Origin of the sequence: Serratia sp. NGAS9, from assembly GCF_009905295.1 — a bacterium.
Taxonomy (GTDB): domain Bacteria; phylum Pseudomonadota; class Gammaproteobacteria; order Enterobacterales; family Enterobacteriaceae; genus Serratia; species Serratia bockelmannii.
Window position 1 is genome coordinate 198232 of sequence record NZ_CP047605.1, and the last position, 21064, is coordinate 219295.

Consider the following 21064-nt stretch of genomic DNA (forward strand, 5'->3'; position numbering starts at 1 on the left):
AACCAGGCCGTTTCTCTGAAATAACAAGGGCGCCTTGCGGCGCCCTTGGCATTACTTGTGCTGGCCCTGCTTCTGCAGGAACTGCACGCCCTTGTCCGGGAAGTCGGTGAACACGCCGTCGACGCCGGCCTGGTTGTAAATCACGTCATACAGCTGGTTTACGTCGGTCACGTACTTCGGCAGCGCATCGGCGCGGATGGTGAACGGATGCACCGCCAGCTTGCTGGCATGCGCTTCTTTCACCATGTCGGTCAGCACGATGTGGCCCGGCTTGGATTGATCCGCCACCACCAGCATGTGGTAGTCCGGCCCGATACCGTCGGCATACTGAGCGATTTTCTTCATCGCGCCCGGTTTGAACATCCAGTCGTAGTCGTATTCTACCCACTTGCCGTCGGCTTTCTGCTCGTAGGTTTCCTGCCAGTCGTTATAGGCGATCAGCTGCACCAGCTTCAGATCCATGCCCAGCTTCGGCTCCAGCTCGTTCTTGATGCGCTTGAGCTCGTTGGCGTCGAAGCACTGCAGGTAGACGTTGTCGTTCTTGCCGGTGTAGCCGTACTGCTTGAGCACCACCAGCACTTTGCTGGAGATGTCTTTGCCTTCCTGCTTGTGGAACCAAGGCGCTTTGATTTCAGGATAGATGCCGATGTTTTTGCCGGTCGAATGGTTCAGACCCTGCACGAACTCGATCTCTTCCTGGAAGGTGTGTACGCGGAAGTCGGATTTGCCCATCGGGAAGCGGCCTGGGTAGCCCTGTACCTTCTTGCCGTTTTCGATGTCAAAGCCTTCGGTAAACTTCAGCGATTTGATCTCCGCCAGCGTAAAGTCGATGGCGTAATAACGGCCGTCTTTGCGTGCGCGGTTCGGGAAACGTTCGGCGACGTCGGTGACGCGATCGAGGTAATGGTCGTGCAGCACCACCAGCTCGTTGTCCTTGGTCATCACCAGATCTTGTTCGAGGTAATCGGCGCCCTGCGCGTAGGCCATTGCCTTCGCCGGCAGAGTGTGTTCCGGCAGGTAGCCGCTGGCGCCGCGGTGGGCGATCACCACTTTGTCCGCCGCCTGGGCGGCGCTGACCATTGAGGTGGCGAGAATGATCCCTGTCAGCAGGGCTTTGACTTGAGTCCGCATTCCGTTTTCTCCGTGTTGTTGGGGGCAGGGTAGTAAAAAGGCCGCAGGGCGGCCTTTAAATCATGCAAAAGTCGTGTGACGGTTAGCCGCGCTTGCCGGCAGCGATTTCCGCGTGGTGTTTCTTCTCGTTCAGCATGGTCAGCAGCAGCAGGATAACCGCCAGCACGCCGCCGCCGATCATCACCATGAAGCCGCCGTCCCAACCGAAGAAGTCTACGGTGTAACCGACGATGGCGCTGGCCGCAACCGAGCCGCCCAGGTAGCCGAACAGGCCGGTGAAGCCCGCGGCGGTGCCGGCGGCTTTCTTCGGCGCCAGCTCCAGCGCGTGCAGGCCGATCAGCATCACCGGGCCGTAGATCAGGAAGCCGATGACCAGCATACAGATCATGTCCACGGTCGGGTTACCGGCCGGGTTCATCCAGAACACCACGGTGGCGATGGTCACCAGCGTCATGAAGAACACGCCGGTGGCGCCGCGGTTGCCTTTGAACACTTTGTCCGACATCCAGCCGCACAGCAGGGTGCCCGGGATACCGGCGTATTCATACAGGAAGTAGGCCCAGGAAGACTTGTCCAGCGCGAAGTGCTTCACTTCTTTCAGGTAGGTCGGTGACCAGTCCAGAATGCCGTAACGCAGCAGGTAGACGAACACGTTGGCGACCGCGATGTACCACAACAGCTTGTTCGGCAGGATGTACTGCATGAAGATCTGCTTGGCGGTCAGCTCTTCTTCGTCTTTTTCGCTGTAGTCGTCCGGGTAGTCGTTTTTGTACTCTTCAATCGGCGGCAGGCCGCAGGATTGCGGGGTATCGCGCATCAGGGCGAAGGCGATCAGGGCCACCAGGATGGCGCCGAAGGCCGGCATGTACAGCGCCGCGTGCCAGTCGTTGAACCAGGCCATGCCCAGCAGGAACAGCAGCGGCGGCAGGCCGCCACCCACGTTGTGGGCGCAGTTCCAGATGGAGACGATGCCGCCGCGTTCTTTCTGCGACCACCAGTGCACCATGGTGCGGCCGCACGGCGGCCAACCCATGCCCTGGAACCAGCCGCACAGGAACAGCAGAACGAACATCACCGCGATGCTGGAAGTTGCCCACGGTACGAAGCCCATGAACAACATCACCGCCGCCGCCAGGATCAGGCCGGCAGGCAGGAACACCCGCGGGTTGGAACGGTCGGAAACCGAACCCATGATGAATTTGGAGAAGCCGTAGGCGATAGAGATGCCCGACAGCGCGAAGCCGAGGTCGCCGCGGCTGAAGCCTTGTTCGATCAGGTAAGGCATGGCCAGGGTGAAGTTCTTACGCACCAGATAGTAGGCGGCGTAACCGAAGAAGATCCCCAGGAAAATTTGCCAGCGCAGCTTACGGTAGAGCGGATCTACCTTATCGCTCGGCACACGGGCGATGTGTGCGGCTGGCTTAAAAATACTCAACATGAGCGCCTCCGATGGCTTTATCTGTTATCACATCAATATGACCTTTTACGTTCATTTGATGATTGAGCGGATATCGAATGTGGTGTTTTTGTGTTCCATAACGAGCGCCATTGTCATCAAATACGCCTGGTGTCGCTGTGACGAATGGCGCAATTGTTACACTTTCATGAAACCACGGCGGATTTTGAGCGATTCGTTAACGTTATGAAATAGAAAAACGTCCAAAAATCGTGATTATGATCACATTGATGGTTTTTTGTGGTCATTTTTATTTCGTTTTATGTTCGTTATTGTTCCTTATCAAACAAAGACCCCAATAACCGTGGCTCAATAGGCTCATAACTACCGATCCTGAGGGAGCGACATGAGCAGCTATTTTGACGGCGGCGAAACGGATGTGATCATCATCGGCGGCGGCGCCACCGGCGCAGGCATTGCCCGCGACTGTGCGCGGCGCGGCCTGCGATGCATTTTGCTGGAGCGCCACGACATCGCCACCGGCGCCACCGGCCGCAACCACGGTTTGCTGCACAGCGGCGCGCGCTATGCGGTGACCGACGGCGAGTCGGCGCGCGAATGCATAGAAGAGAACCGCATCCTGAAACGCATTGCGCATCACTGTATCGAACGCACCGATGGGCTGTTCATCACCCTGCCGCAAGACTCGCTGGACTATCAGCAACAGTTTATCGCCGCCTGTCGCCAGGCCGATATCGACGCCGAAGCGATCGACCCGCAGCTGGCGTTGCGGTTGGAGCCGGCGGCTAACCCGGCGCTGATCGGCGCGGTGCGCGTACCGGACGGCACCGTCGATCCCTTCCGGCTGACCGCCGCCAACATGTTGGACGCGCGCGAGCACGGTGCGCAGATCCTGACCTACCACCAGGTGGTGGGATTGTTGCGCAGCGGCGATCGGGTAACGGGCGTGCGCGTTTACGACCATCAGAATCAGCGGCGCTATGAGCTGCACGCGTCTGTGGTGGTCAACGCCGCCGGTATCTGGGGCCAGCGGATTGCCGAATATGCCGATTTACGCATTCGCATGTTCCCGGCCAAGGGGGCGCTGCTGATCCTCGGCCATCGCATCAACAACATGGTGATCAACCGCTGCCGCAAACCGGCGGACGCCGACATCCTGGTGCCGGGCGACACCATCTCGCTGATCGGCACCACCTCGACCCATATCGACTACGACCAAATTGACAACATGCTGGTGACCCCGCAGGAGGTGGACATTCTGATCCGCGAGGGGGCGCTGTTGGCGCCCACCCTGGCGCAGACCCGCATTCTGCGCGCCTATGCCGGGGTGCGGCCGCTGGTCGCCAGCGACGACGATCCCAGCGGGCGCAACGTCAGCCGCGGCATCGTGCTGCTCGATCACGCCGCCCGCGACGGGCTGGAAGGGTTTATCACCATCACCGGCGGCAAGCTGATGACCTACCGCCTGATGGCGGAGTGGGCCACCGACAAGGTGTGCGAAAAGCTTGGCGTAAACCGTCCGTGCACCACCGCGCAGGACGCGTTGCCCGGATCCCGCCAGTCGGCGGAGGAAACGGTGCGCAGCGTGGTTTCACTGCCCGCCAGCATCCGTGGTTCGGCGATTTACCGCCACGGCGATCGCGCCAGCCAGGTGCCGGCGGCCGATCGGCTCGACACCAGCCTGGTGTGCGAATGCGAGGCGGTGACCGCCGGGGAAGTGCGTTATGCGGTCAATTCGCTGACCGTCAATAACCTGGTGGATCTGCGCCGCCGCACCCGCGTCGGCATGGGCACCTGCCAGGGCGAACTCTGCGCCTGCCGCGCCGCCGGGCTGCTGACGCGCTTTAACGTCAGCACGCCGCAGCAATCCATCGCGCAGCTGTCGCAGTTCCTCAACGAACGCTGGAAAGGCGTACGGCCGATCGCCTGGGGCGATGCGCTGCGCGAGAGCGAATTTACCAGCTGGGTTTACCAGGGATTATGCGGGCTTGAAGCCCAGGCCGACCAGGAGCAGGAGGCAGATGATGCGATTTGACGTCGTGGTGATTGGCGGCGGTCTGGCGGGCCTGAGCTGCGCCATTGCCGTGGCCGAACAGGGCAAGCGCTGCGCGGTGGTCAGTTCTGGCCAGAGCGCGCTCTACTTCTCCTCCGGCTCGCTCGACCTGTTGACGAGATTGCCGGATGGCACGCCGGTCGAGATGCCGCTGGCGGCGTTGCCGCAGCTGGCGCAGCAGGCGCCGCAGCATCCGTATGCCCTGATCGGGCCCGGCCGGGTGGCGGCGCTGTCCGCTGCCGCACAGCGGCTGCTGGCGCGCTGCGGGTTGAACCTGCAGGGGGAGGGAACCAATAACCATCTGCGCATTACGCCGCTGGGCACGCGCCGCGCCACCTGGCTCAGCCCGCAGGCGATCCCGACGCTGCCGCTGACCGGCCAACTGCCGTGGCAGCGCATCGCGGTGATCGGCATCGAAGGGTTCCTCGACTTCCAGCCGCAGATGGCCGCCGATTCCCTGAGCCGCGAGCTCGGCGTGCAGACGGACGTGGCCTATCTGCACATGCCGGCGCTGGACAGATTGCGCAATAACCCCAGTGAGTTCCGCGCGGTGAACATCGCCCGGGTACTGGATTTGATGGAAAGCCTGCCGCCGATGGCCGAAGAGCTGCGGCGGCTGGCGGGCGAGGCCGAGGCGCTCTTCCTGCCGGCCTGTCTGGGCCTGGAGGACGATGCGTCGCTGGCGGTGTTGCAGGATGCGGTCGGCAAACCGATCCGACTGCTGCCGACGTTGCCGCCTTCGGTGCCCGGCATGCGCTTGCATCAGGCGCTGCGGCGGCGTTTTCAGCAGCTGGGCGGCATTTTCATGCCCGGCGACAGCGTGCTGCGCGCCGAGAGCGAGGCCGGCCGCATCACCGGTTTGTACACCCGCAACCACGGCGATATTCCGCTGCGAGCGCAGCAGGTGGTGCTGGCCAGCGGCAGCTTCTTCAGCAATGGGCTGGTGGCCGATTTCGACCGGGTGCGTGAGCCGATCTTTGGGCTGGACGTACACAGCCGGGCGGATCGCGCCGACTGGAGCCGACGCGAGCTGTTCGCGCCGCAGCCTTACCTGCAGTTCGGCGTGCGTACCGACGGCAGGCTGCGGGCGATGAAGCAGGGAGTGCCGTTCGACAACCTGTACGCCATCGGCGCGGTCGCCGGTGGCTACGATCCGCTGCAGCAGGGCTGCGGCGCCGGCGTGTCATTGATCGGCGCGCTGCACGTCGCGCAGCAGATCGCCGCGGAGGAGAACGTATGAGCCTGCATCGGGACCACAGCTTTGAAAGCTGCATCAAATGCACCGTCTGCACCACTTACTGCCCGGTCGCCAAAGTGAACCCGCTCTACCCGGGGCCGAAACAGGCGGGGCCGGACGGCGAGCGGCTGCGGCTGAAAGACCCGGCGCTGTACGACGAAGCGCTGAAATACTGCACCAACTGCAAGCGTTGTGAAGTGGCCTGCCCGTCCGACGTCAAAATCGGCGACATCATTCAGCGCGCCCGCGCCGACTTCGCCCAGAGCAAGCCGACGCTGCGCGACGCCATCCTCAGCCACACCGATATCATGGGCTCGCTGTCGACGCCGTTTGCGCCGATCGTCAACGCCGCTACCGGGCTGAAACCGGTGCGCAAGCTGTTGGACAAGGCGCTGAAGATCGATCACCGCCGTGAACTGCCGAAATACTCGTTCGGCACCTTCCGCCGCTGGTACCGGCAACAGGCGCAGGCTCAGCAGCGTTACGCCGAGCAGGTGGCATTCTTCCACGGTTGCTTCGTCAACTATAACCACCCGCAGCTGGGCAAGGATTTGGTCCGGGTGTTCAACGCGCTGGATATCGGCGTGCAACTGCTGAAACGCGAGAAATGCTGCGGCGTGCCGCTGATCGCCAACGGGTTTATCGAGCAGGCTAAAAAGCAGGCCAGGGTCAATGCCGAATCGCTGCATGAAACGGTGCTGGAGCGCGGCATTCCGGTGGTGGCGACCTCATCGAGCTGCACCTTCACCCTGCGTGACGAATACCCTCATCTGCTGGACGTAGACACCACTGCGGTGCGCGATCGGGTGGAGCTGGCGACGCGCTATCTCTATCGCCTGATCAATCAGGGGCGCAGCCTGCCGCTCAAGCGTACGCCGCTGCGGGTGGCTTATCACACGCCTTGCCATATGGAGAAGATGGGCTGGACCGCCTACACCCTGGAGCTGCTGCGGCAGATACCGGGGCTGGAGCTGGTGGTGCTGGATTCGCAGTGCTGCGGCATCGCCGGCACCTACGGGTTCAAATCGGAGAACTACGCCACGTCGCAAGGCATCGGCGCGCCGCTGTTCCGGCAGATAGAAGAGAGCGGGGTGGATCTGGTGGTGACCGACTGCGAAACCTGCAAATGGCAGATAGAAATGTCCACCAGCAAGCGCTGCGAACATCCGATCACCCTGCTGGCGCAGGCGCTGGTATAAAAACGAAAGGGCCGGCAAACCGGCCCTCTGTGGGATTACTGCTTCAGCTTCAGAGTGGAGATGATGCCTTCGGCTTCGGTCTGCGCCTGCTGCTGATTGTCTGCCGGCAGCGTTACCTGGATGGTCAGCATGTTGTTGTTCAGCGAACCGATCAGGACGGAAGAATAAGCCTTTTCACCGCCGCTGGTGATGATGCTGTCCAGCTGACGCAGCGGCACGCCGTTGACGTCGAGCGCCTTGTTGGTGATCACCTGCAGGTTGGCGTCACGCGCGCGCTGGGTATTCTCCAGGCGTTTGGCCAGGGTCTCCAGGCTGTCGGCGGTCTTGTCGCCCAAGATGACGATCACCGCGCGCTGGCCGGTGCTGTCTGCGTAAACATGCATGTTGTTAGCCTGGTTGCCCAGCTTGCCGCTCTGATCCGCCATGCCGACCGGCAGGGTGAACGCCAGTTTACCGTCCAGCAGGCTTACCTGCTGCCCGGCCGGCGCGCTGGCCGCCGCGCCGTCTGGCGCTGCCTTGGTGTCTTTGGTGTTGCCGTCGCAGGCCGCGAGGCCAAGCGCCAGCAGGCTGATACCCATCAATTTCGCTACTTTACGCATCGGGCTTCCTTCTTCCTTTCCGGTAGGGATTTACTGTCGTATCGCAACCTATTCCAGGTTGAAATGCAAGGCAGATGTTGTCACAAGTTTTTTTCCAGTAATAGCCGATAATCAGCCACTTCGCCTTTCTTTTCCAGTTGAACAATCTGATAGTGGTGGGTGAGCAGCATCGTCAGCATGGCGCGGAACCGGTTACGGGTTTTGACCGTCAGTTGGCGATAGCCCTGCGCCCGAGCCCAGCGTTCCTGTTCGGCCAACAAGGCCTGCGCCACGCCGTGGCGACGGAATGCCGGCAGCACGCCACCCAGCCAGCTGTAAAACACCGTTTCCTGCCGTTGATAACCGAGTTTGAAACCGGCCGGCTGCCCGTCTATCTCGGCGATCAACAGGCTGGCGGGGGCGGTGCCGATACGCTGCTGCAGATCGGCCAGGCTATGCAGGCCGCCGAATTCGGGGATGCGTTGATAAAGGCGGTGGATTTCTTCGAGCGTGGCGGTGCGGACGATTGGGGTCATGAGCGGCCTCCAAGGATAAGGCCGCCCAGAATAGCATGGCTCAGCTCGGCTGCAGGCTGCCGCTGCGCGCCGCGATGCGTTTGAGCAGCATGTTCAGCAACACGCCGTACATCGGCAAGAAGAACAGCAGGCAGATCATCACCTTGAAGCTGTAATCCACCAGCGCAATCTCCACCCAGTTGTTGGCCATGAAGGGATCGCTGCTCTTGTAGAAGGCGATGAAGAAGAACGCCAGCGTATCGCTGATGTTGCCGAGGAACATCGCCGCCGCCGGCGCCACCCACCAGGCGCTGCGTTGGCGCAGACGGTTAAAGACGTGTACGTCGAGGATCTGGCCGAGCACATAGGCCATAAAGCTGGCCACGGCGATGCGCGCCACGAACAGGTTAAAACTGCTCAGCGCCGCGAAGCCCTGCCATTCTCCCTGATAGGTGACGGTGGAGATCACATAAGAGATGAACAGCGCCGGCACCATCACCGCCAGGATAATACGTCGCGCCAGCGGCGCGCCGAAAATGCGCACGGTCAGATCGGTCGCCAGGAAGATAAACGGGAAGGTAAAGGCGCCCCAGGTGGTATGGAAGCCGAAAACGGTGATCGGCAGCTGCACCAGGTAGTTGCTGGAGGTAATGATGGCGATATGAAACAGCGAAAGCCAGACCAACGCCGTGAAGCGCTGCTGTGCGGTAAACGAATACATGTTGTAGCCTTTTTAGCAGTGGGGTGAGGGAACCCAGTGTGTCTTGTCAAAACAGCAAAAAACGCTGCGCGGCGGCATGATACGCGTTTGCGCAACCAATGCAATGGTTAAATTTAACGCAAACGTTAACGCATCTTGCGCAGAAAAACTACCGGCGTAAACTAGGCGCTAATGAGATGCGGCGAGCGTTCGCCGATCGTTTTTAACGAGAAAAATTGCATGACTGACTTATTTGCCCAGGCAGACCAGACGCTCGACGCGCTGGGGCTGCGTTGCCCAGAACCGGTGATGATGGTGCGTAAAACCGTGCGCCATATGGACAACGGCGAAACGCTGCTGATTATTGCCGACGATCCGGCCACCACCCGCGATATCCCGGGGTTCTGCCGCTTTATGGAGCATACGCTGGTGGCGCAGGAGACCGAGCAGGCGCCATACCGTTATCTGCTGCGTAAAGGCGTATAACGGCGGCGCGGCCGAGTTAAAAGTTCCCTCCCCCAATGACAACGGGCGCGGTATGCCGCGCCCGTGTTTGTTTCAGAGCTTAGCTGCGCTTTCTCAACAGCCGCAGCGCGTTGGCGGTGACCAGCGCGGTGGCGCCGGAGTCGGCCAGCACCGCCAGCCACAGCCCGGTTAACCCCAGCAGGCTGGTGATCAGGAAGACCCCTTTCAACCCCAGCGCGATGGTGATGTTTTGCCGGATATTGGCGTGGGTGGCGCGCGAGATGCGGATCATTTCCGCGACGCCCACCAGTCGGTTGTGGGTCAGGGCGGCGTCGGCGGTCTCCAGCGCCACGTCGGTGCCGCTGCCCATGGCGATGCCGATGCTGGAGGCCTTCATCGCCGGGGCGTCGTTGATGCCGTCGCCGATCATCGCCGTCGGGCGCAGTTCGCTCAGTTCGGTGACCGCGCTGACCTTATCTTCCGGCAACAGACCGGCACGATAGTCGAGGCCCAGCTCGCCGGCGATCGCTGCGGCGGCGCGCGGGTTATCCCCGGTCAGCATCACGCCGCGAATACCCAGCGCGTTCAGTTCGGCTATCGCCTGTTTGGCGTCGCTGCGTAGCGTATCACGCAGCGCCAGCAAGCCGATGGGCGTGCCGTCTTCCAGCACCACCACCGCCGTTTTACCGGCGTTTTCCAGCTTGTCTACCTGGCTCTGCCATTGTGTGGCGAGCAGGCCCGGCGCCAGCTTGCCCGGCGCACTGATCAGCACGGTCTTGCCGTCCACGATCCCTTCCACACCGACGCCGGCCAGCGCGCGGCGCGCCTGCGCCAGCGGCAGCTCAGCCCCGCTTGCGGCGGCGCGGTTGATGATCGCTTGCGCCAGCGGGTGATGTGAACCGGCCTCTACCGCGGCGGCAAGCTGCAACAGCCGTTGTTCGGTCAGCGCGCCGATGGGCAGCACGTCGGTGACCGTCGGCTTGCCTTCGGTCAGGGTGCCGGTTTTATCGAAGGCGATGGTTTGAATCTGGCCCAGTTGCTCCAGCGCCGCGCCGCCTTTAATCAGCGCGCCGCGCCGCGTGGCGGCCGCCAGCCCGGATGTGATGGCCGCCGGCGTCGAGATCACCAGCGCGCATGGACAGCCGATCAGCAGCAGCGTCAGGCCGCGATAGATCCAGGTCTCCCACGGCTGCGAGAACAGCAGTGGCGGTACCAGGATCACCGCGACGGCCAGCAGCATGATGGCTGGGGTGTAATAGCGGCTGAAGCGATCGAGGAAGCGTTCGATCGGCGCGCGGCGTTCTTCGGCCTCTTCAATCAGCTGCAAAATGCGGTCGATGGCATTTTTGCCGGGCTCGGAAATCACCTTCATCTGTGCCGCCTGATCGACGGACAGGCTGCCGGCGGCCACTTTTTCCCCTTGTTGACGCTCGACCGGCACCGATTCGCCGGTCAGGGCGCTTTCGTCAAAGCTGGCGAACGGATTGAGCAGCTCGGCGTCGGCCGGCAGGCGCCCGCCGGGCGCGATTTCAATCACATCGCCAGGGCGCAGGCTGGCGACCGGCACGCGTTTGCGTTCCGTGCCTTGCAGCAGCAGCGCATCTTCCGGCACCAGCTCCATCAGCGCCTTCACCCCGCGACGCGCACGGTTGGCGGCGTAGGATTCCAGCAGCTCGCCGACCATAAACAGCAGCAGCACCATCGCCGCCTCGGCGGTGGCGCCAATAAACAGCGCGCCGATGGCCGCCACGCTCATCAGCGTTTCGATGGCGAACGGCGTGCCGGAGCGAATCAGACGCAGCGCCTTGGCGGCGACCGGCGCCAACCCGACCAGCGTGGTGGCGATAAAGGCGATGCGACCCAGCTCCGGGTTAACCCGATCCAGCACCCAACTGACCACCATCAGGGTAGTTAACAACAGCAGCGGCGCAAATTCGCCGAAGCGCGAGGCTTTTGGCGCGGCATCTTTGGCGGTCTGAGTGCCGAGCAGGGTAAAACCGGCCTGGGCGACCGCGTCCTGGATCCGCAGGCTGAGATCGGACTGTGCGTCGACCACCAGTTTTTCAGTGGCGAACAATACGCGTGCGCTGTCAACGCCGGGGAGCGCGGTGACGGCATTTTCGATTTTCTTGGCGCAGCTGGGGCAGTCCATACCGGTGACTTTCCAGCTGAAACGTTGGCTGCCGGAAGGGGGAGCGGCGGCCAGCCTGTCGCTTTCCTCGTCCGGATCGTCGGGCGCGGTGGCGCAGCAGCCGCTATCGCCATGATCGTGATGATGGTGGGCGTGTTCGGCCTGTACGGCTGCGCTTTTCGGCTCGCTGCTGCAGCCATGCTGCGTTTTGCTGTGGCTGTGGTTGCAGCCGCACCCGCCTTCGGCGTGGTGATGTTCCTGATGATTATGGTTTTGCTGATTGTGCATAACGTCCCCCTTCGGGCTGTTAAACGGGTTTGCTCAGCTGACTCTACACCCTGGAGTCCACTCCAGAGTCAAGCGCCGGATGAGAATTATTGCTAACGGCGTTCGGGCGTAGAAAAGGGGGATTCATTCAATAATGAATAATGCGAATTTAAATATATCGGCTTTTCTTATCCCCTATTTGGGCGAAAAGGCTCGCTGCCGTTAGTTTAAATAAGAAAATAATATTCCTATAGAAACTAAAAAATCGCCCGACCTAATAATAAAGAGTTATTAATCTATAACGCTTTAGCAAAATTTACCTTTTCCCCTGAGTAAAGCCAGCATGATTCGCTTGACTCTGCAGGCCGCGTTGCTATTGAAGTTTGGTGCCAACTTATCCTCATCAAGTTTCGTTTGCTTTGTAAAGAAGCCTAAAAAGCAGCATAACAAACTTTCGTTGCGATAATAAATGGTTGATTATTTTATGTGCAGTTTTACGGTCCTGCCTATAATTGGAATCGATTACCATTTTTAATGGTGATCTTATTTGCTGATATATATGCATTAATTCTACCTAACACACTGCCGGTAACGGCGCATAAGCCCCTTCCAGCAAGCTTGAGGTTCATTAACCGTGGCTTACGGGGAGGTTATGTCTATCTGTCTGATTGATATCAATCAGGTAATGAGTGGAATCGAACCAATGCAATCTACTAAAAAGGCAATTGAAATTACTGAATCCAGCCTCGCGGCCGCCACAACCGGTTACGATGCTGTAGACGACCTGCTGCATTATCATGAGCGGGGTAACGGGATTCAGATTAATGGCAAGGATTCATTTTCTAACGAGCAAGCTGGGCTGTTTATTACCCGCGAGAACCAAACCTGGAACGGTTACAAGGTATTTGGCCAGCCGATCAAATTAACCTTCTCCTTCCCGGATTATAAGTTCTCTTCCACTAACGTCGCCGGCGACACCGGGCTGAGCAAGTTCAGCGCGGAACAGCAGCAGCAGGCTAAGCTGTCGCTGCAGTCCTGGGCCGACGTCGCCAATATCACCTTCACCGAAGTGGCGGCCGGACAAAAGGCCAATATCACCTTCGGCAACTACAGCCAGGATCGCCCCGGCCACTATGATTACGGCACCCAGGCCTACGCCTTCCTGCCGAACACCATTTGGCAGGGCCAGGATCTGGGGGGCCAGACCTGGTACAACGTCAATCAGTCCAACGTCAAGCATCCGGCGACCGAAGACTACGGCCGCCAGACGTTCACCCATGAAATTGGCCATGCACTGGGTCTGAGCCATCCGGGCGATTACAACGCCGGTGAAGGCAACCCGACCTACCGCGACGTCACTTACGCGGAAGATACTCGTCAGTTCAGCCTGATGAGCTACTGGAGTGAAACCAATACCGGTGGCGACAACGGCGGTCATTACGCCGCGGCTCCGCTGCTGGATGACATTGCCGCCATTCAGCACCTGTATGGCGCCAACCTGTCGACCCGCACCGGCGACACCGTGTACGGCTTTAACTCCAACACCGGTCGTGACTTCCTCAGCACCACCAGCAACTCGCAAAAAGTGATCTTTGCGGCCTGGGATGCGGGCGGCAACGATACCTTCGACTTCTCCGGTTACACCGCTAACCAACGCATCAACCTGAACGAGAAGTCGTTCTCCGACGTGGGCGGCCTGAAGGGCAACGTGTCGATCGCCGCCGGTGTGACCATTGAGAACGCCATTGGCGGTTCCGGCAACGACGTGATCGTCGGCAACGCGGCCAATAACGTGCTGAAAGGCGGCGCGGGTAACGACGTACTGTTCGGCGGCGGCGGGGCGGATGAGCTGTGGGGCGGTGCCGGTAAAGACATCTTCGTGTTCTCTGCCGCCAGCGATTCCGCACCGGGCGCTTCAGACTGGATCCGCGACTTCCAGAAAGGGATCGACAAGATTGATCTGTCGTTCTTCAACAAAGAGGCGCAGAGCAGCGACTTCATTCACTTCGTCGATCACTTCAGCGGCGCGGCCGGTGAAGCGCTGCTGAGCTACAACGCGTCCAACAACGTGACCGATTTGTCGGTGAACATCGGGGGTCATCAGGCGCCGGACTTCCTGGTGAAAATCGTCGGTCAGGTAGACGTCGCCACTGACTTTATCGTGTAACTCAGCAACGGAGCGCCCGGCGCAGTCTCGGCCGGGCGTGATGTGGGAGCCGGTATGAAAGGTACTTTAACGCGCGCCGCGCTGGCGGCGGGAGGCATGATGGTGACGAGTGCGGTGATGGCCGGCAGTCTGGCGCTGCCGACCGCGCAGTCGCTGGCGGGGCAATGGCAGGTAGCCGACAGCGAAAGGCAATGCCAAATCGAGTTTCTGGCCAATGAGCAAAGCGAGACCAACGGCTACCAGCTGGTGGATCGGCAGCGTTGTCTGCAAAGCGTATTTGCGGCCGAGGTGGTGGGCTGGCGCCCGGCGCCGGACGGCATCGCCCTGCTGCAGGCGGATGGCAGCACGCTGGCGTTCTTCTCGCGCGACGGCGATCTGTACCGCAATCAGCTGGGTGCGGGTGATGCCCTGACGTTGAAAGCGCTGGCTTGATGAAGAAACGGGTTCGGCGCGCCGAACCCGCGGCAGGTCTCTACAGGTAGAGCGAACGCACGATCAGGAAGTGGCCGGAAAAGTAACAGAAAGCCACGATGGCGTCCGCCGCGCGGAAGGTGAAGCGGTAGCGGTTGAGCAGCCAAACCACGTTGGCCAGCAGCAGCAGCGAGGTGCCGGCCAGCAGCGAGAAGCCGAAATCGGTGCTGCGCAGGAAATATTGTTCGCCTGCCAGCCAGACCATCAGCAGCGTCATCGCCACGTAGGTGACGATTGGCCAGCGCATCTCTTCCAGCCGGGTCCAAAGGGTGGCCAGCAGCAATGCACCGATCGCCAGCAGCGCCAGCGGCAGCGGCCAGAACAGACTGAACGTCATCTGGCTGGCGAAACTCAGGGTGTACAGCAAGTGGGACAGGAAAAAGGCGCCGATGGCGTACAGCACCCGCTCGCGCGGCAGCAGGAGCAGCGCATCGCCGATCAGCGTCGCCAGCAGGCCGAGTACGATCAGATAACCCGCCGCGCTGAGCACCGGCGCCTGCCAGGCAAGCAGCAACAGCAGCAACAGCGTGACGGGTTTGAACACCCAACGCTGCCAGCGCGGCCCGCGGTAAGAGGCGTCGACGAACAGCCAACCGGAAAAGAATACGGCAAGGAACGGCCAACTCATTGATGTCATCCTTATGTAGGAGGGAGCCGCAACCACCGGCTCCAAACTGTCACCCATGTCACTTCTTATTTCAGTGTAGGTAGCCTGCCGACGATCGACAATGCTTTCTTGAGAATGCTATGTTTACGCCGATTTGGCCGTGAAGGAAATGGGAAACCGATGAGTAAGCCACCGTTATTTTTTGTCGCCGTCATTGCGTTGATCGCCGTGCTGGCCACGCAACGCTACTTCAAACAGCGCCAGCAGGAGACGGAAAACGATCGTGCGCCGATGCGTAGTCTGCAGGTGACGGTGAGCGACAAGCGGAGCTTCCCGGTCGCCAAGACCCGTGCGCCGCAGCGCGAGCCGTTGGTCAACGAGCCGATGTATTACGAGGTGGTGTTCAGCCCGAACCAGGGCGGTGAAGACATTACGCTGCGGCTGAAGCAATGGCAGTACAACCCGATAGAAAAAGGCGCGCACGGCACGTTAAACATGCAGGGCACGCGGTTCGTCTCGTTCACCGTTCAGCCGTAGCGGTCACTTTTTCTTGATGGGCGGCTGTTTCTTTTGCCAGGCCAGCAGCTCAAACACGCCAAAGATAAAGATCTTGGCCTCTTGCCAGTAGCTGATCGGCTGATCCTTCGGCTGGGTGGATTTCAACAGCACCAGCTGCAGGCCGTGCATCACCACCATAAAGAACAGCGCCACGTCGATGAAATACTTCAGCGGCTTGGGAAACGGATGGAACAGGTTAGAGAGCAGGAAGCCCCACACGCACAGCATCAGCAGGCGGCCCAGATTAATCAGCATGGTCGGTTTTCTCTTGCGAACGAAGATAAAGGCGATAAGCCACCTGGCCGGCGACCTTCTCCCGGTGCAACTGCCAGCTGGCAGGCACGTCCGCCGCGGCGCTTTCCGCCTCGGCTTCTACATAGATCCAGGCCTCGTCGGCCAGCCAGCCCCGCTGCTCCAGCAACAAGACGGTCTCCGCCAGCAGGCCTTTGCGAAACGGCGGATCGAGGAACACCACGTCGAACGGTTGACCGTCGCCCGCCAGCCAGCTCAGCGCGTTGGTGTTGATAACTACCCCTTTGCCCTGCAGCAGCGCCAGATTTTTTTCCAGTTGCTGCGCCACCGGCCGCTCGAATTCCAGCAGCGTGGCGCTGCCGGCATAGCGCGACAGCGCTTCCAGCCCTAATGCGCCGCTGCCGGCGAAGCAGTCCAGGCAGCGCGCGCCCTGAATCACCGGCGCCAGCCAGTTGAACAGGGTTTCGCGTACCCGATCGGTGGTGGGGCGCAGCCCCGGGCTGTTCGGCACCGGGAGTTTGCGGCCGCGCCATTGGCCGCCGATGATGCGGATCTGTCCGGCTGCGGCCTGGGGCGGCTTTTTGGCCGCGGCCCGTGGCGAGAGTCTTGTCATAAGCGTTGTTTGATTTCTTTTGCGGCGCGGGGCCGCAGAGGTTAACGAAAAGTTGTCCCTATTCTACCGGTGACGGGCGTCGGGGGGAACGGTAAAACGTTGTTGTCTGATTTCACACCGGAAAGCATGCCGGATGCGTGTTGCTGCGCGAGGGAAAGTGATAGACTCGGCGGATTATTGTCAGCATATATCCTTCAGGTATGTAGGGTAAGCGAGCCTTCGGTACGGAGTAGAGTCATAACATGGCAAAAGATAAGAAACGTGGGTTTTTCTCCTGGCTGGGCTTTGGCCAGAAGGAAAAGGAAGAAGAGCAACAGCAACCTGAGCAGCCGGTAGAGCAGGCGGAACCTCAGGCCGCGGAGACGCCGGCTGAACCGGCCGCCGTCAAGCTGGATGACAAGCTCCCCGCCCAGGAATCTGAACCTGCCGCCTCCGTCGACACCCCGGGGGAGTGGGATAACGGTCAGGCCGGCGAGCAAATCGCGGAAAACCTGCCGGCGGCGGCTGAACATCCGGCGGCGCCGCAAGCGTTGGCTGAAGAGATCGTCAGCGTCACCGAGCAAGTGGTGGCGCAGCAGCAATCGGTGGTTGAACCTGAGCCGGTCGTCGAACCTGAGCCGGTCGTCGAGCCTGAGCCGGTCGTCGAACCTGAGCCGGTCGTCGAACCTGAGCCGGTCGTCGAGCCTGAGCCGGTCGTCGAGCCTGAGCCGGTCGTCGAACCTGAGCCGGTCGTCGAACCTGAGCCGGTCGTCGAACCCGAGCCGGTGGTCGAACCTGAGCCGGTCGTTGAACCCGAGCCAGTGGTTGAGCCCGAGCCGGTGGTTGAACCCGAGCCAATCGTCGAACCTGAGCCGGTCGTTGAACCCGAGCCAATCGTCGAACCTGAACCGGAGCCGGAAGAAGCGCCGCTTGAACCTGTGGTGCCGGCCGCTGCGCAAGAGCAGGAACGCCCGACCAAAGAAGGCTTCTTCGCTCGCCTGAAACGCAGCCTGCTGAAGACCAAGCAAAACCTCGGTTCCGGCTTTATGGGGCTGTTCCGCGGTAAAAAGATCGACGACGACCTGTTCGACGAGCTGGAAGAACAGCTACTGATCGCCGACGTCGGCGTGGAGACCACGCGCAAGATCATCACCTCCCTGACTCAGCACGCCAGCCGCAAGCAGCTGAAAGACGCTGAAGCGCTGTACGGCAAGCTGAAGGAGGAAATGTCCGAAATTCTGGCCAAGGTCGATCAGCCGCTGGATGTCAGCGGTAAAACCCCGTATGTCATCCTGATGGTCGGCGTGAACGGCGTGGGTAAAACCACCACCATCGGCAAGCTGGCGCGTCAGTTCCAGGCGGAAGGCAAGTCGGTGATGCTGGCGGCGGGGGATACCTTCCGCGCCGCCGCGGTGGAGCAGCTGCAGGTGTGGGGCGAACGCAACCGCATTCCGGTGGTGGCGCAGCATACCGGCGCGGATTCCGCTTCGGTGATCTTCGATGCGGTGCAGGCCGCCAAGGCGCGCGGCATCGATGTGTTGATCGCCGATACCGCCGGCCGTCTGCAGAATAAATCGCACCTGATGGAAGAGCTGAAGAAGATCGTCCGCGTCATGAAAAAACTGGACGACCAGGCCCCCCATGAGGTTATGCTGACGCTCGATGCCAGCACCGGCCAGAATGCGGTCAGTCAGGCGAAATTATTTAATGAGGCCGTGGGCTTAACCGGCATCACGCTGACTAAACTGGACGGTACCGCCAAGGGCGGGGTGATCTTCGCCATCGCCGATCAGTTCGGTATCCCGATCCGCTATATCGGCGTCGGGGAAGGCATCGAAGATTTGCGGCCGTTTAAGGCTGACGATTTTATTGAGGCACTTTTTGCCCGAGAGGATTAATACGGATGATTCGCTTTGAACAGGTCAGTAAAGCTTATCTGGGCGGACGGCAAGCGCTGCAGGGGGTTGATTTCCATCTGCGCCCGGCGGAAATGGCGTTTCTGACCGGCCATTCCGGCGCGGGGAAAAGTACCCTGCTGAAACTGATTTGCGGTATCGAACGGCCCAGCGCCGGCCACATCTGGTTTGGCGGGCACGACATCAGCCGTTTGAAAAACCGCGAGGTGCCGTTCCTGCGTCGGCAGATCGGCATGATCTTCCAGGATCACCACCTGCTGCTGGATCGCACGGTGTATGACAACGTGGCGATGCCGCTGATCATCGCCGGCGCCAGCACCGAAGATATCCGCCGCCGCGTTTCCGCCGCGTTGGACAAAGTCGGTTTGCTGGATAAAGCGAAAAACTTCCCGATTCAGCTGTCCGGCGGTGAGCAGCAGCGCGTGGGCATCGCCCGCGCGGTGGTGAACAAGCCGGCGGTGCTGCTGGCGGATGAACCGACCGGTAACCTGGATGATGCGCTGTCGGAAGGCATTCTGCGCCTGTTTGAAGAATTCAACCGCGTCGGCGTGACCGTACTGATGGCGACGCACGACACCGGGCTTATCGCCCGTCGCAATTACCGCATCCTGACGCTGAGCCAGGGCCGCATGCAGGGGGGCGCTCACCATGGCCAATAACGCAAAAACCGCCAAGAGCAAGGCGCTGCGCGGCGGCTGGCGCGAACAGTGGCGTTACGCCTGGATGAACGCCATCAAAGACATGCTGCGCCAGCCGTTGGCGACGCTGCTGACGGTGATGGTGATCGCCATCTCCCTGACGCTGCCGAGCGTGTGCTACATCGTGTGGAAAAACGTCAGCACCGCGGCCAGCCAGTGGTACCCGACGCCGCAACTGACGGTCTACCTGGATAAATCGCTCGATGACGACGCGGCGCTGAAAGTGCTCGACGCCATCAAGGCGGAAGCCGGCGTGGAGAAGGTGAACTACCTGTCGCGTGAAGAAGCGCGCGGCGAGTTCCGTAACTGGTCGGGCTTTGGCGGCGCGCTGGACATGCTGGAAGAGAACCCGTTGCCGGCGGTGGCGATCGTCACGCCGAAGATGAGCTTCCAGAGTTCGGACACCCTCAACACCCTGCGCGATCGCGTAGCGGCGGTGCAGGGCGTGGAAGAAGTGCGCATGGATGACAGCTGGTTTGCCCGCCTGGCGGCGCTGACCGGGCTGGCGGGCCAGATCGCGGCGATCATCGGCGTGCTGATGATCGTGGCGGTGTTCCTGGTGATCGGCAACAGCGTGCGTCTGAGCATCTTCAGCCGTCGCGACACCATCAACGTGATGAAGCTGATCGGCGCCACCGACGGCTTTATTCTGCGGCCGTTCCTCAACGGCGGGGCGATGCTGGGCTTTGCCGGCGCGCTGCTGTCGCTGGTGCTCTCCGGCGCGCTGGTGTGGCAGCTGGAGTCGGTGGTCGTCGGGGTCGCCAAGGTATTCGGCACCACCTTCACCCTGCACGGGCTGGGCTGGGATGAGGCGCTGCTGCTGCTGATCATCTCCGCGATGATCGGCTGGATCGCCGCCTGGCTGGCGACGGTGCAACATTTACGCCGATTTACACCACAGTAAGATTTTTTTGGTATACTCTTCTCCTGCTGCTTTTGATCGCGTTGCGGGAGAAGAGTGACCTCAAGCGAAGTCAGCACCATCCCTCTCTTCTTAGCGCACAAATTCCCTATCGGCCTTCATCCTCGTCACGTATTGTCAGCGACAATGCTTGCAAAAAAGGGTGAACTTTTAGGGCAGAGTACGGTCAAAAATTGCAGCAAATGTTAAGGTGCCCGGCGTGTGGAACCGCTTTTGCTTCAGCAACTGCCGTAGAATCAATCATTTCCCCGCTGTAATAATCACCTGCATGATTTTGTATTCTCATAGAGAGGGTTTGAATGACCAAAGAAATGCAAACTTTAGCCTTAGTACCCCAAGGTAGCTTGGAAGCCTATATCCGGGCAGCCAACGCCTATCCGATGCTGACGGCAGAGGAAGAGCGGGAGCTGGCTGAACGGCTGCATTATCAGGGCGATCTGGATGCCGCTAAGCAGCTCATCCTGTCTCACCTGCGCTTTGTCGCTCATATTGCCCGCAACTATTCAGGCTATGGTCTGCCGCAGGCGGATCTGATTCAGGAAGGCAATATCGGCCTGATGAAAGCCGTTCGCCGCTTCAACCCTGAAGTCGGCGTGCGTCTGGTTTCCTTTGCGGTGCATTGGATTAAGGCGGAAATCCACGAGTACGTATTGCGCAACTGGCGCATCGTGAAAGTGGCGACCACCAAAGCGCAGCGCAAGCTGTTCTTTAACCTGCGCAAAACCAAACAGCGTTTGGGCTGGTTCAACCAGGACGAAGTGGAACTGGTGGCCCGCGAGCTGGGCGTAACCAGCAAAGACGTGCGCGAGATGGAATCTCGCATGGCGGCGCAGGACATGACGTTCGATCCGACTCCGGACGACGAGGCCCGCGATGGCCAGTCGATGGCGCCGGTGCTGTACCTGCAGGACAAAAGCTCGGACTTCGCCGAAGGCATCGAGGAAGATAACTGGGAAAGCAACGCCGCAGACAAACTGGCCTATGCGCTGGAAGGTCTGGACGAGCGCAGCCAGCATATCATCCGCGCCCGTTGGCTGGATGATGACAACAAATCGACGCTGCAGGAGCTGGCCGATCAGTACGGCGTTTCCGCCGAACGCGTGCGTCAGCTGGAAAAGAACGCCATGAAGAAACTCAAAATGGCGATCGAAGCCTGAGTCGATGCGAGATTCGATAAAAAAAGCCCGG

General features: G+C 60.5%; 20 protein-coding genes. 11 read left to right on the forward strand and 9 right to left on the reverse strand.

Annotated elements, in window-relative coordinates; translation table 11 throughout:
- Nucleotides 1-51: 51 nt before the first annotated feature.
- The gene (glpQ, locus tag GUC32_RS00890) at nt 52-1131 is read right to left on the reverse strand and encodes a glycerophosphodiester phosphodiesterase (protein WP_369435487.1); all 1080 of its coding nucleotides are present in this window, start codon (nt 1129-1131) and stop codon (nt 52-54) included.
- 82 nt (nt 1132-1213) lie between these two features.
- Nucleotides 1214-2569: a glycerol-3-phosphate transporter gene (glpT, locus tag GUC32_RS00895; RefSeq protein WP_025304883.1), complete on the reverse strand. Its 1356-nt coding sequence runs from the start codon at nt 2567-2569 to the stop codon at nt 1214-1216.
- Nucleotides 2570-2933: 364 nt separating this feature from the next.
- Here glpT and glpA point away from each other — a divergent pair, with 364 nt between their 5' ends.
- From glpA to glpC, 3 genes are read left to right on the forward strand one after another with little or no spacing between them, the layout of a single operon-like run.
- Nucleotides 2934-4583, forward strand: a complete 1650-nt coding sequence (gene glpA / locus GUC32_RS00900; RefSeq protein WP_337149021.1) for an anaerobic glycerol-3-phosphate dehydrogenase subunit A — start codon at nt 2934-2936, stop codon at nt 4581-4583.
- Entirely contained in the window at nt 4573-5841 is a 1269-nt protein-coding gene (gene glpB / locus GUC32_RS00905; RefSeq protein WP_369435488.1) for a glycerol-3-phosphate dehydrogenase subunit GlpB, read from the forward strand. The genes glpA and glpB overlap by 11 nt, the downstream gene beginning before the upstream one ends.
- Nucleotides 5838-7037 (forward strand): anaerobic glycerol-3-phosphate dehydrogenase subunit GlpC, encoded by a 1200-nt coding sequence (gene glpC / locus GUC32_RS00910; protein ID WP_060448387.1) that lies wholly within the window; start codon nt 5838-5840, stop codon nt 7035-7037. Before glpB ends, glpC begins: the two co-directional genes overlap by 4 nt.
- A 35-nt stretch (nt 7038-7072) precedes the next feature.
- Here the strand turns inward: glpC and GUC32_RS00915 are convergent, their stop codons facing one another.
- From GUC32_RS00915 to GUC32_RS00925, 3 genes are all read right to left on the reverse strand, one after another.
- Nucleotides 7073-7636 carry a DcrB family lipoprotein gene (locus GUC32_RS00915; protein WP_025304887.1) on the reverse strand — a complete coding sequence of 188 codons (564 nt, stop codon included), beginning with the start codon at nt 7634-7636 and terminating at the stop codon, nt 7073-7075.
- Nucleotides 7637-7716: 80 nt separating this feature from the next.
- Nucleotides 7717-8151: a GNAT family N-acetyltransferase gene (locus tag GUC32_RS00920; protein WP_043142199.1), complete on the reverse strand. Its 435-nt coding sequence runs from the start codon at nt 8149-8151 to the stop codon at nt 7717-7719.
- 40 nt (nt 8152-8191) lie between these two features.
- Nucleotides 8192-8851: a 7-cyano-7-deazaguanine/7-aminomethyl-7-deazaguanine transporter gene (locus GUC32_RS00925; RefSeq protein ID WP_025304889.1), complete on the reverse strand. Its 660-nt coding sequence runs from the start codon at nt 8849-8851 to the stop codon at nt 8192-8194.
- 219 nt (nt 8852-9070) lie between these two features.
- On the opposite strand from GUC32_RS00925, the gene tusA reads away from it, so the two are divergent.
- A complete protein-coding gene (gene tusA, locus GUC32_RS00930; protein WP_025304890.1) occupies nt 9071-9316 on the forward strand; it encodes a sulfurtransferase TusA in 246 nt (81 codons plus the stop codon).
- Between the two features lie 79 nt (nt 9317-9395).
- Here tusA and GUC32_RS00935 read toward each other — a convergent pair whose 3' ends face one another.
- Nucleotides 9396-11714: a zinc/cadmium/mercury/lead-transporting ATPase gene (locus GUC32_RS00935; protein WP_369435489.1), complete on the reverse strand. Its 2319-nt coding sequence runs from the start codon at nt 11712-11714 to the stop codon at nt 9396-9398.
- Nucleotides 11715-12396: 682 nt separating this feature from the next.
- Here GUC32_RS00935 and GUC32_RS00940 point away from each other — a divergent pair.
- Nucleotides 12397-13860 carry a serralysin family metalloprotease gene (locus GUC32_RS00940; protein ID WP_025304892.1) on the forward strand — a complete coding sequence of 488 codons (1464 nt, stop codon included), beginning with the start codon at nt 12397-12399 and terminating at the stop codon, nt 13858-13860.
- Nucleotides 13861-13914: 54 nt separating this feature from the next.
- On the forward strand, nt 13915-14292 hold the full coding sequence (locus GUC32_RS00945) for an AprI/Inh family metalloprotease inhibitor (RefSeq protein WP_025304893.1): 378 nt from the start codon (nt 13915-13917) through the stop codon (nt 14290-14292).
- 40 nt (nt 14293-14332) lie between these two features.
- Here GUC32_RS00945 and GUC32_RS00950 read toward each other — a convergent pair whose 3' ends face one another.
- On the reverse strand, nt 14333-14959 hold the full coding sequence (locus tag GUC32_RS00950; protein WP_025304894.1) for a lysoplasmalogenase: 627 nt from the start codon (nt 14957-14959) through the stop codon (nt 14333-14335).
- Nucleotides 14960-15118: 159 nt separating this feature from the next.
- Here GUC32_RS00950 and GUC32_RS00955 point away from each other — a divergent pair, with 159 nt between their 5' ends.
- Nucleotides 15119-15475 (forward strand): DUF2500 domain-containing protein, encoded by a 357-nt coding sequence (locus GUC32_RS00955; protein ID WP_060434781.1) that lies wholly within the window; start codon nt 15119-15121, stop codon nt 15473-15475.
- A gap of 3 nt (nt 15476-15478) precedes the next feature.
- Here GUC32_RS00955 and GUC32_RS00960 read toward each other — a convergent pair whose 3' ends face one another.
- The gene (locus tag GUC32_RS00960; protein WP_004934327.1) at nt 15479-15751 is read right to left on the reverse strand and encodes a DUF1145 family protein; all 273 of its coding nucleotides are present in this window, start codon (nt 15749-15751) and stop codon (nt 15479-15481) included.
- The gene (rsmD, locus tag GUC32_RS00965) at nt 15741-16361 is read right to left on the reverse strand and encodes a 16S rRNA (guanine(966)-N(2))-methyltransferase (protein WP_042783457.1); all 621 of its coding nucleotides are present in this window, start codon (nt 16359-16361) and stop codon (nt 15741-15743) included. Before rsmD ends, GUC32_RS00960 begins: the two co-directional genes overlap by 11 nt.
- Before the next feature lie 242 nt (nt 16362-16603).
- On the opposite strand from rsmD, the gene ftsY reads away from it, so the two are divergent.
- The 4 genes from ftsY (at nt 16604) to rpoH (ending at nt 21033) form a co-directional block, all read left to right on the forward strand.
- Complete coding sequence (gene ftsY, locus GUC32_RS00970; protein ID WP_369435490.1) at nt 16604-18238, forward strand: signal recognition particle-docking protein FtsY; 1635 nt, start codon at nt 16604-16606, stop codon at nt 18236-18238.
- A 5-nt stretch (nt 18239-18243) separates the two neighbouring features.
- On the forward strand, nt 18244-18915 hold the full coding sequence (gene ftsE, locus GUC32_RS00975; RefSeq protein ID WP_004934337.1) for a cell division ATP-binding protein FtsE: 672 nt from the start codon (nt 18244-18246) through the stop codon (nt 18913-18915).
- Nucleotides 18905-19858, forward strand: a complete 954-nt coding sequence (gene ftsX, locus GUC32_RS00980) for a permease-like cell division protein FtsX (RefSeq protein ID WP_025304898.1) — start codon at nt 18905-18907, stop codon at nt 19856-19858. Before ftsE ends, ftsX begins: the two co-directional genes overlap by 11 nt.
- 317 nt (nt 19859-20175) lie before the next feature.
- On the forward strand, nt 20176-21033 hold the full coding sequence (gene rpoH, locus GUC32_RS00985) for an RNA polymerase sigma factor RpoH (protein ID WP_004934345.1): 858 nt from the start codon (nt 20176-20178) through the stop codon (nt 21031-21033).
- Nucleotides 21034-21064: the final 31 nt, after the last annotated feature.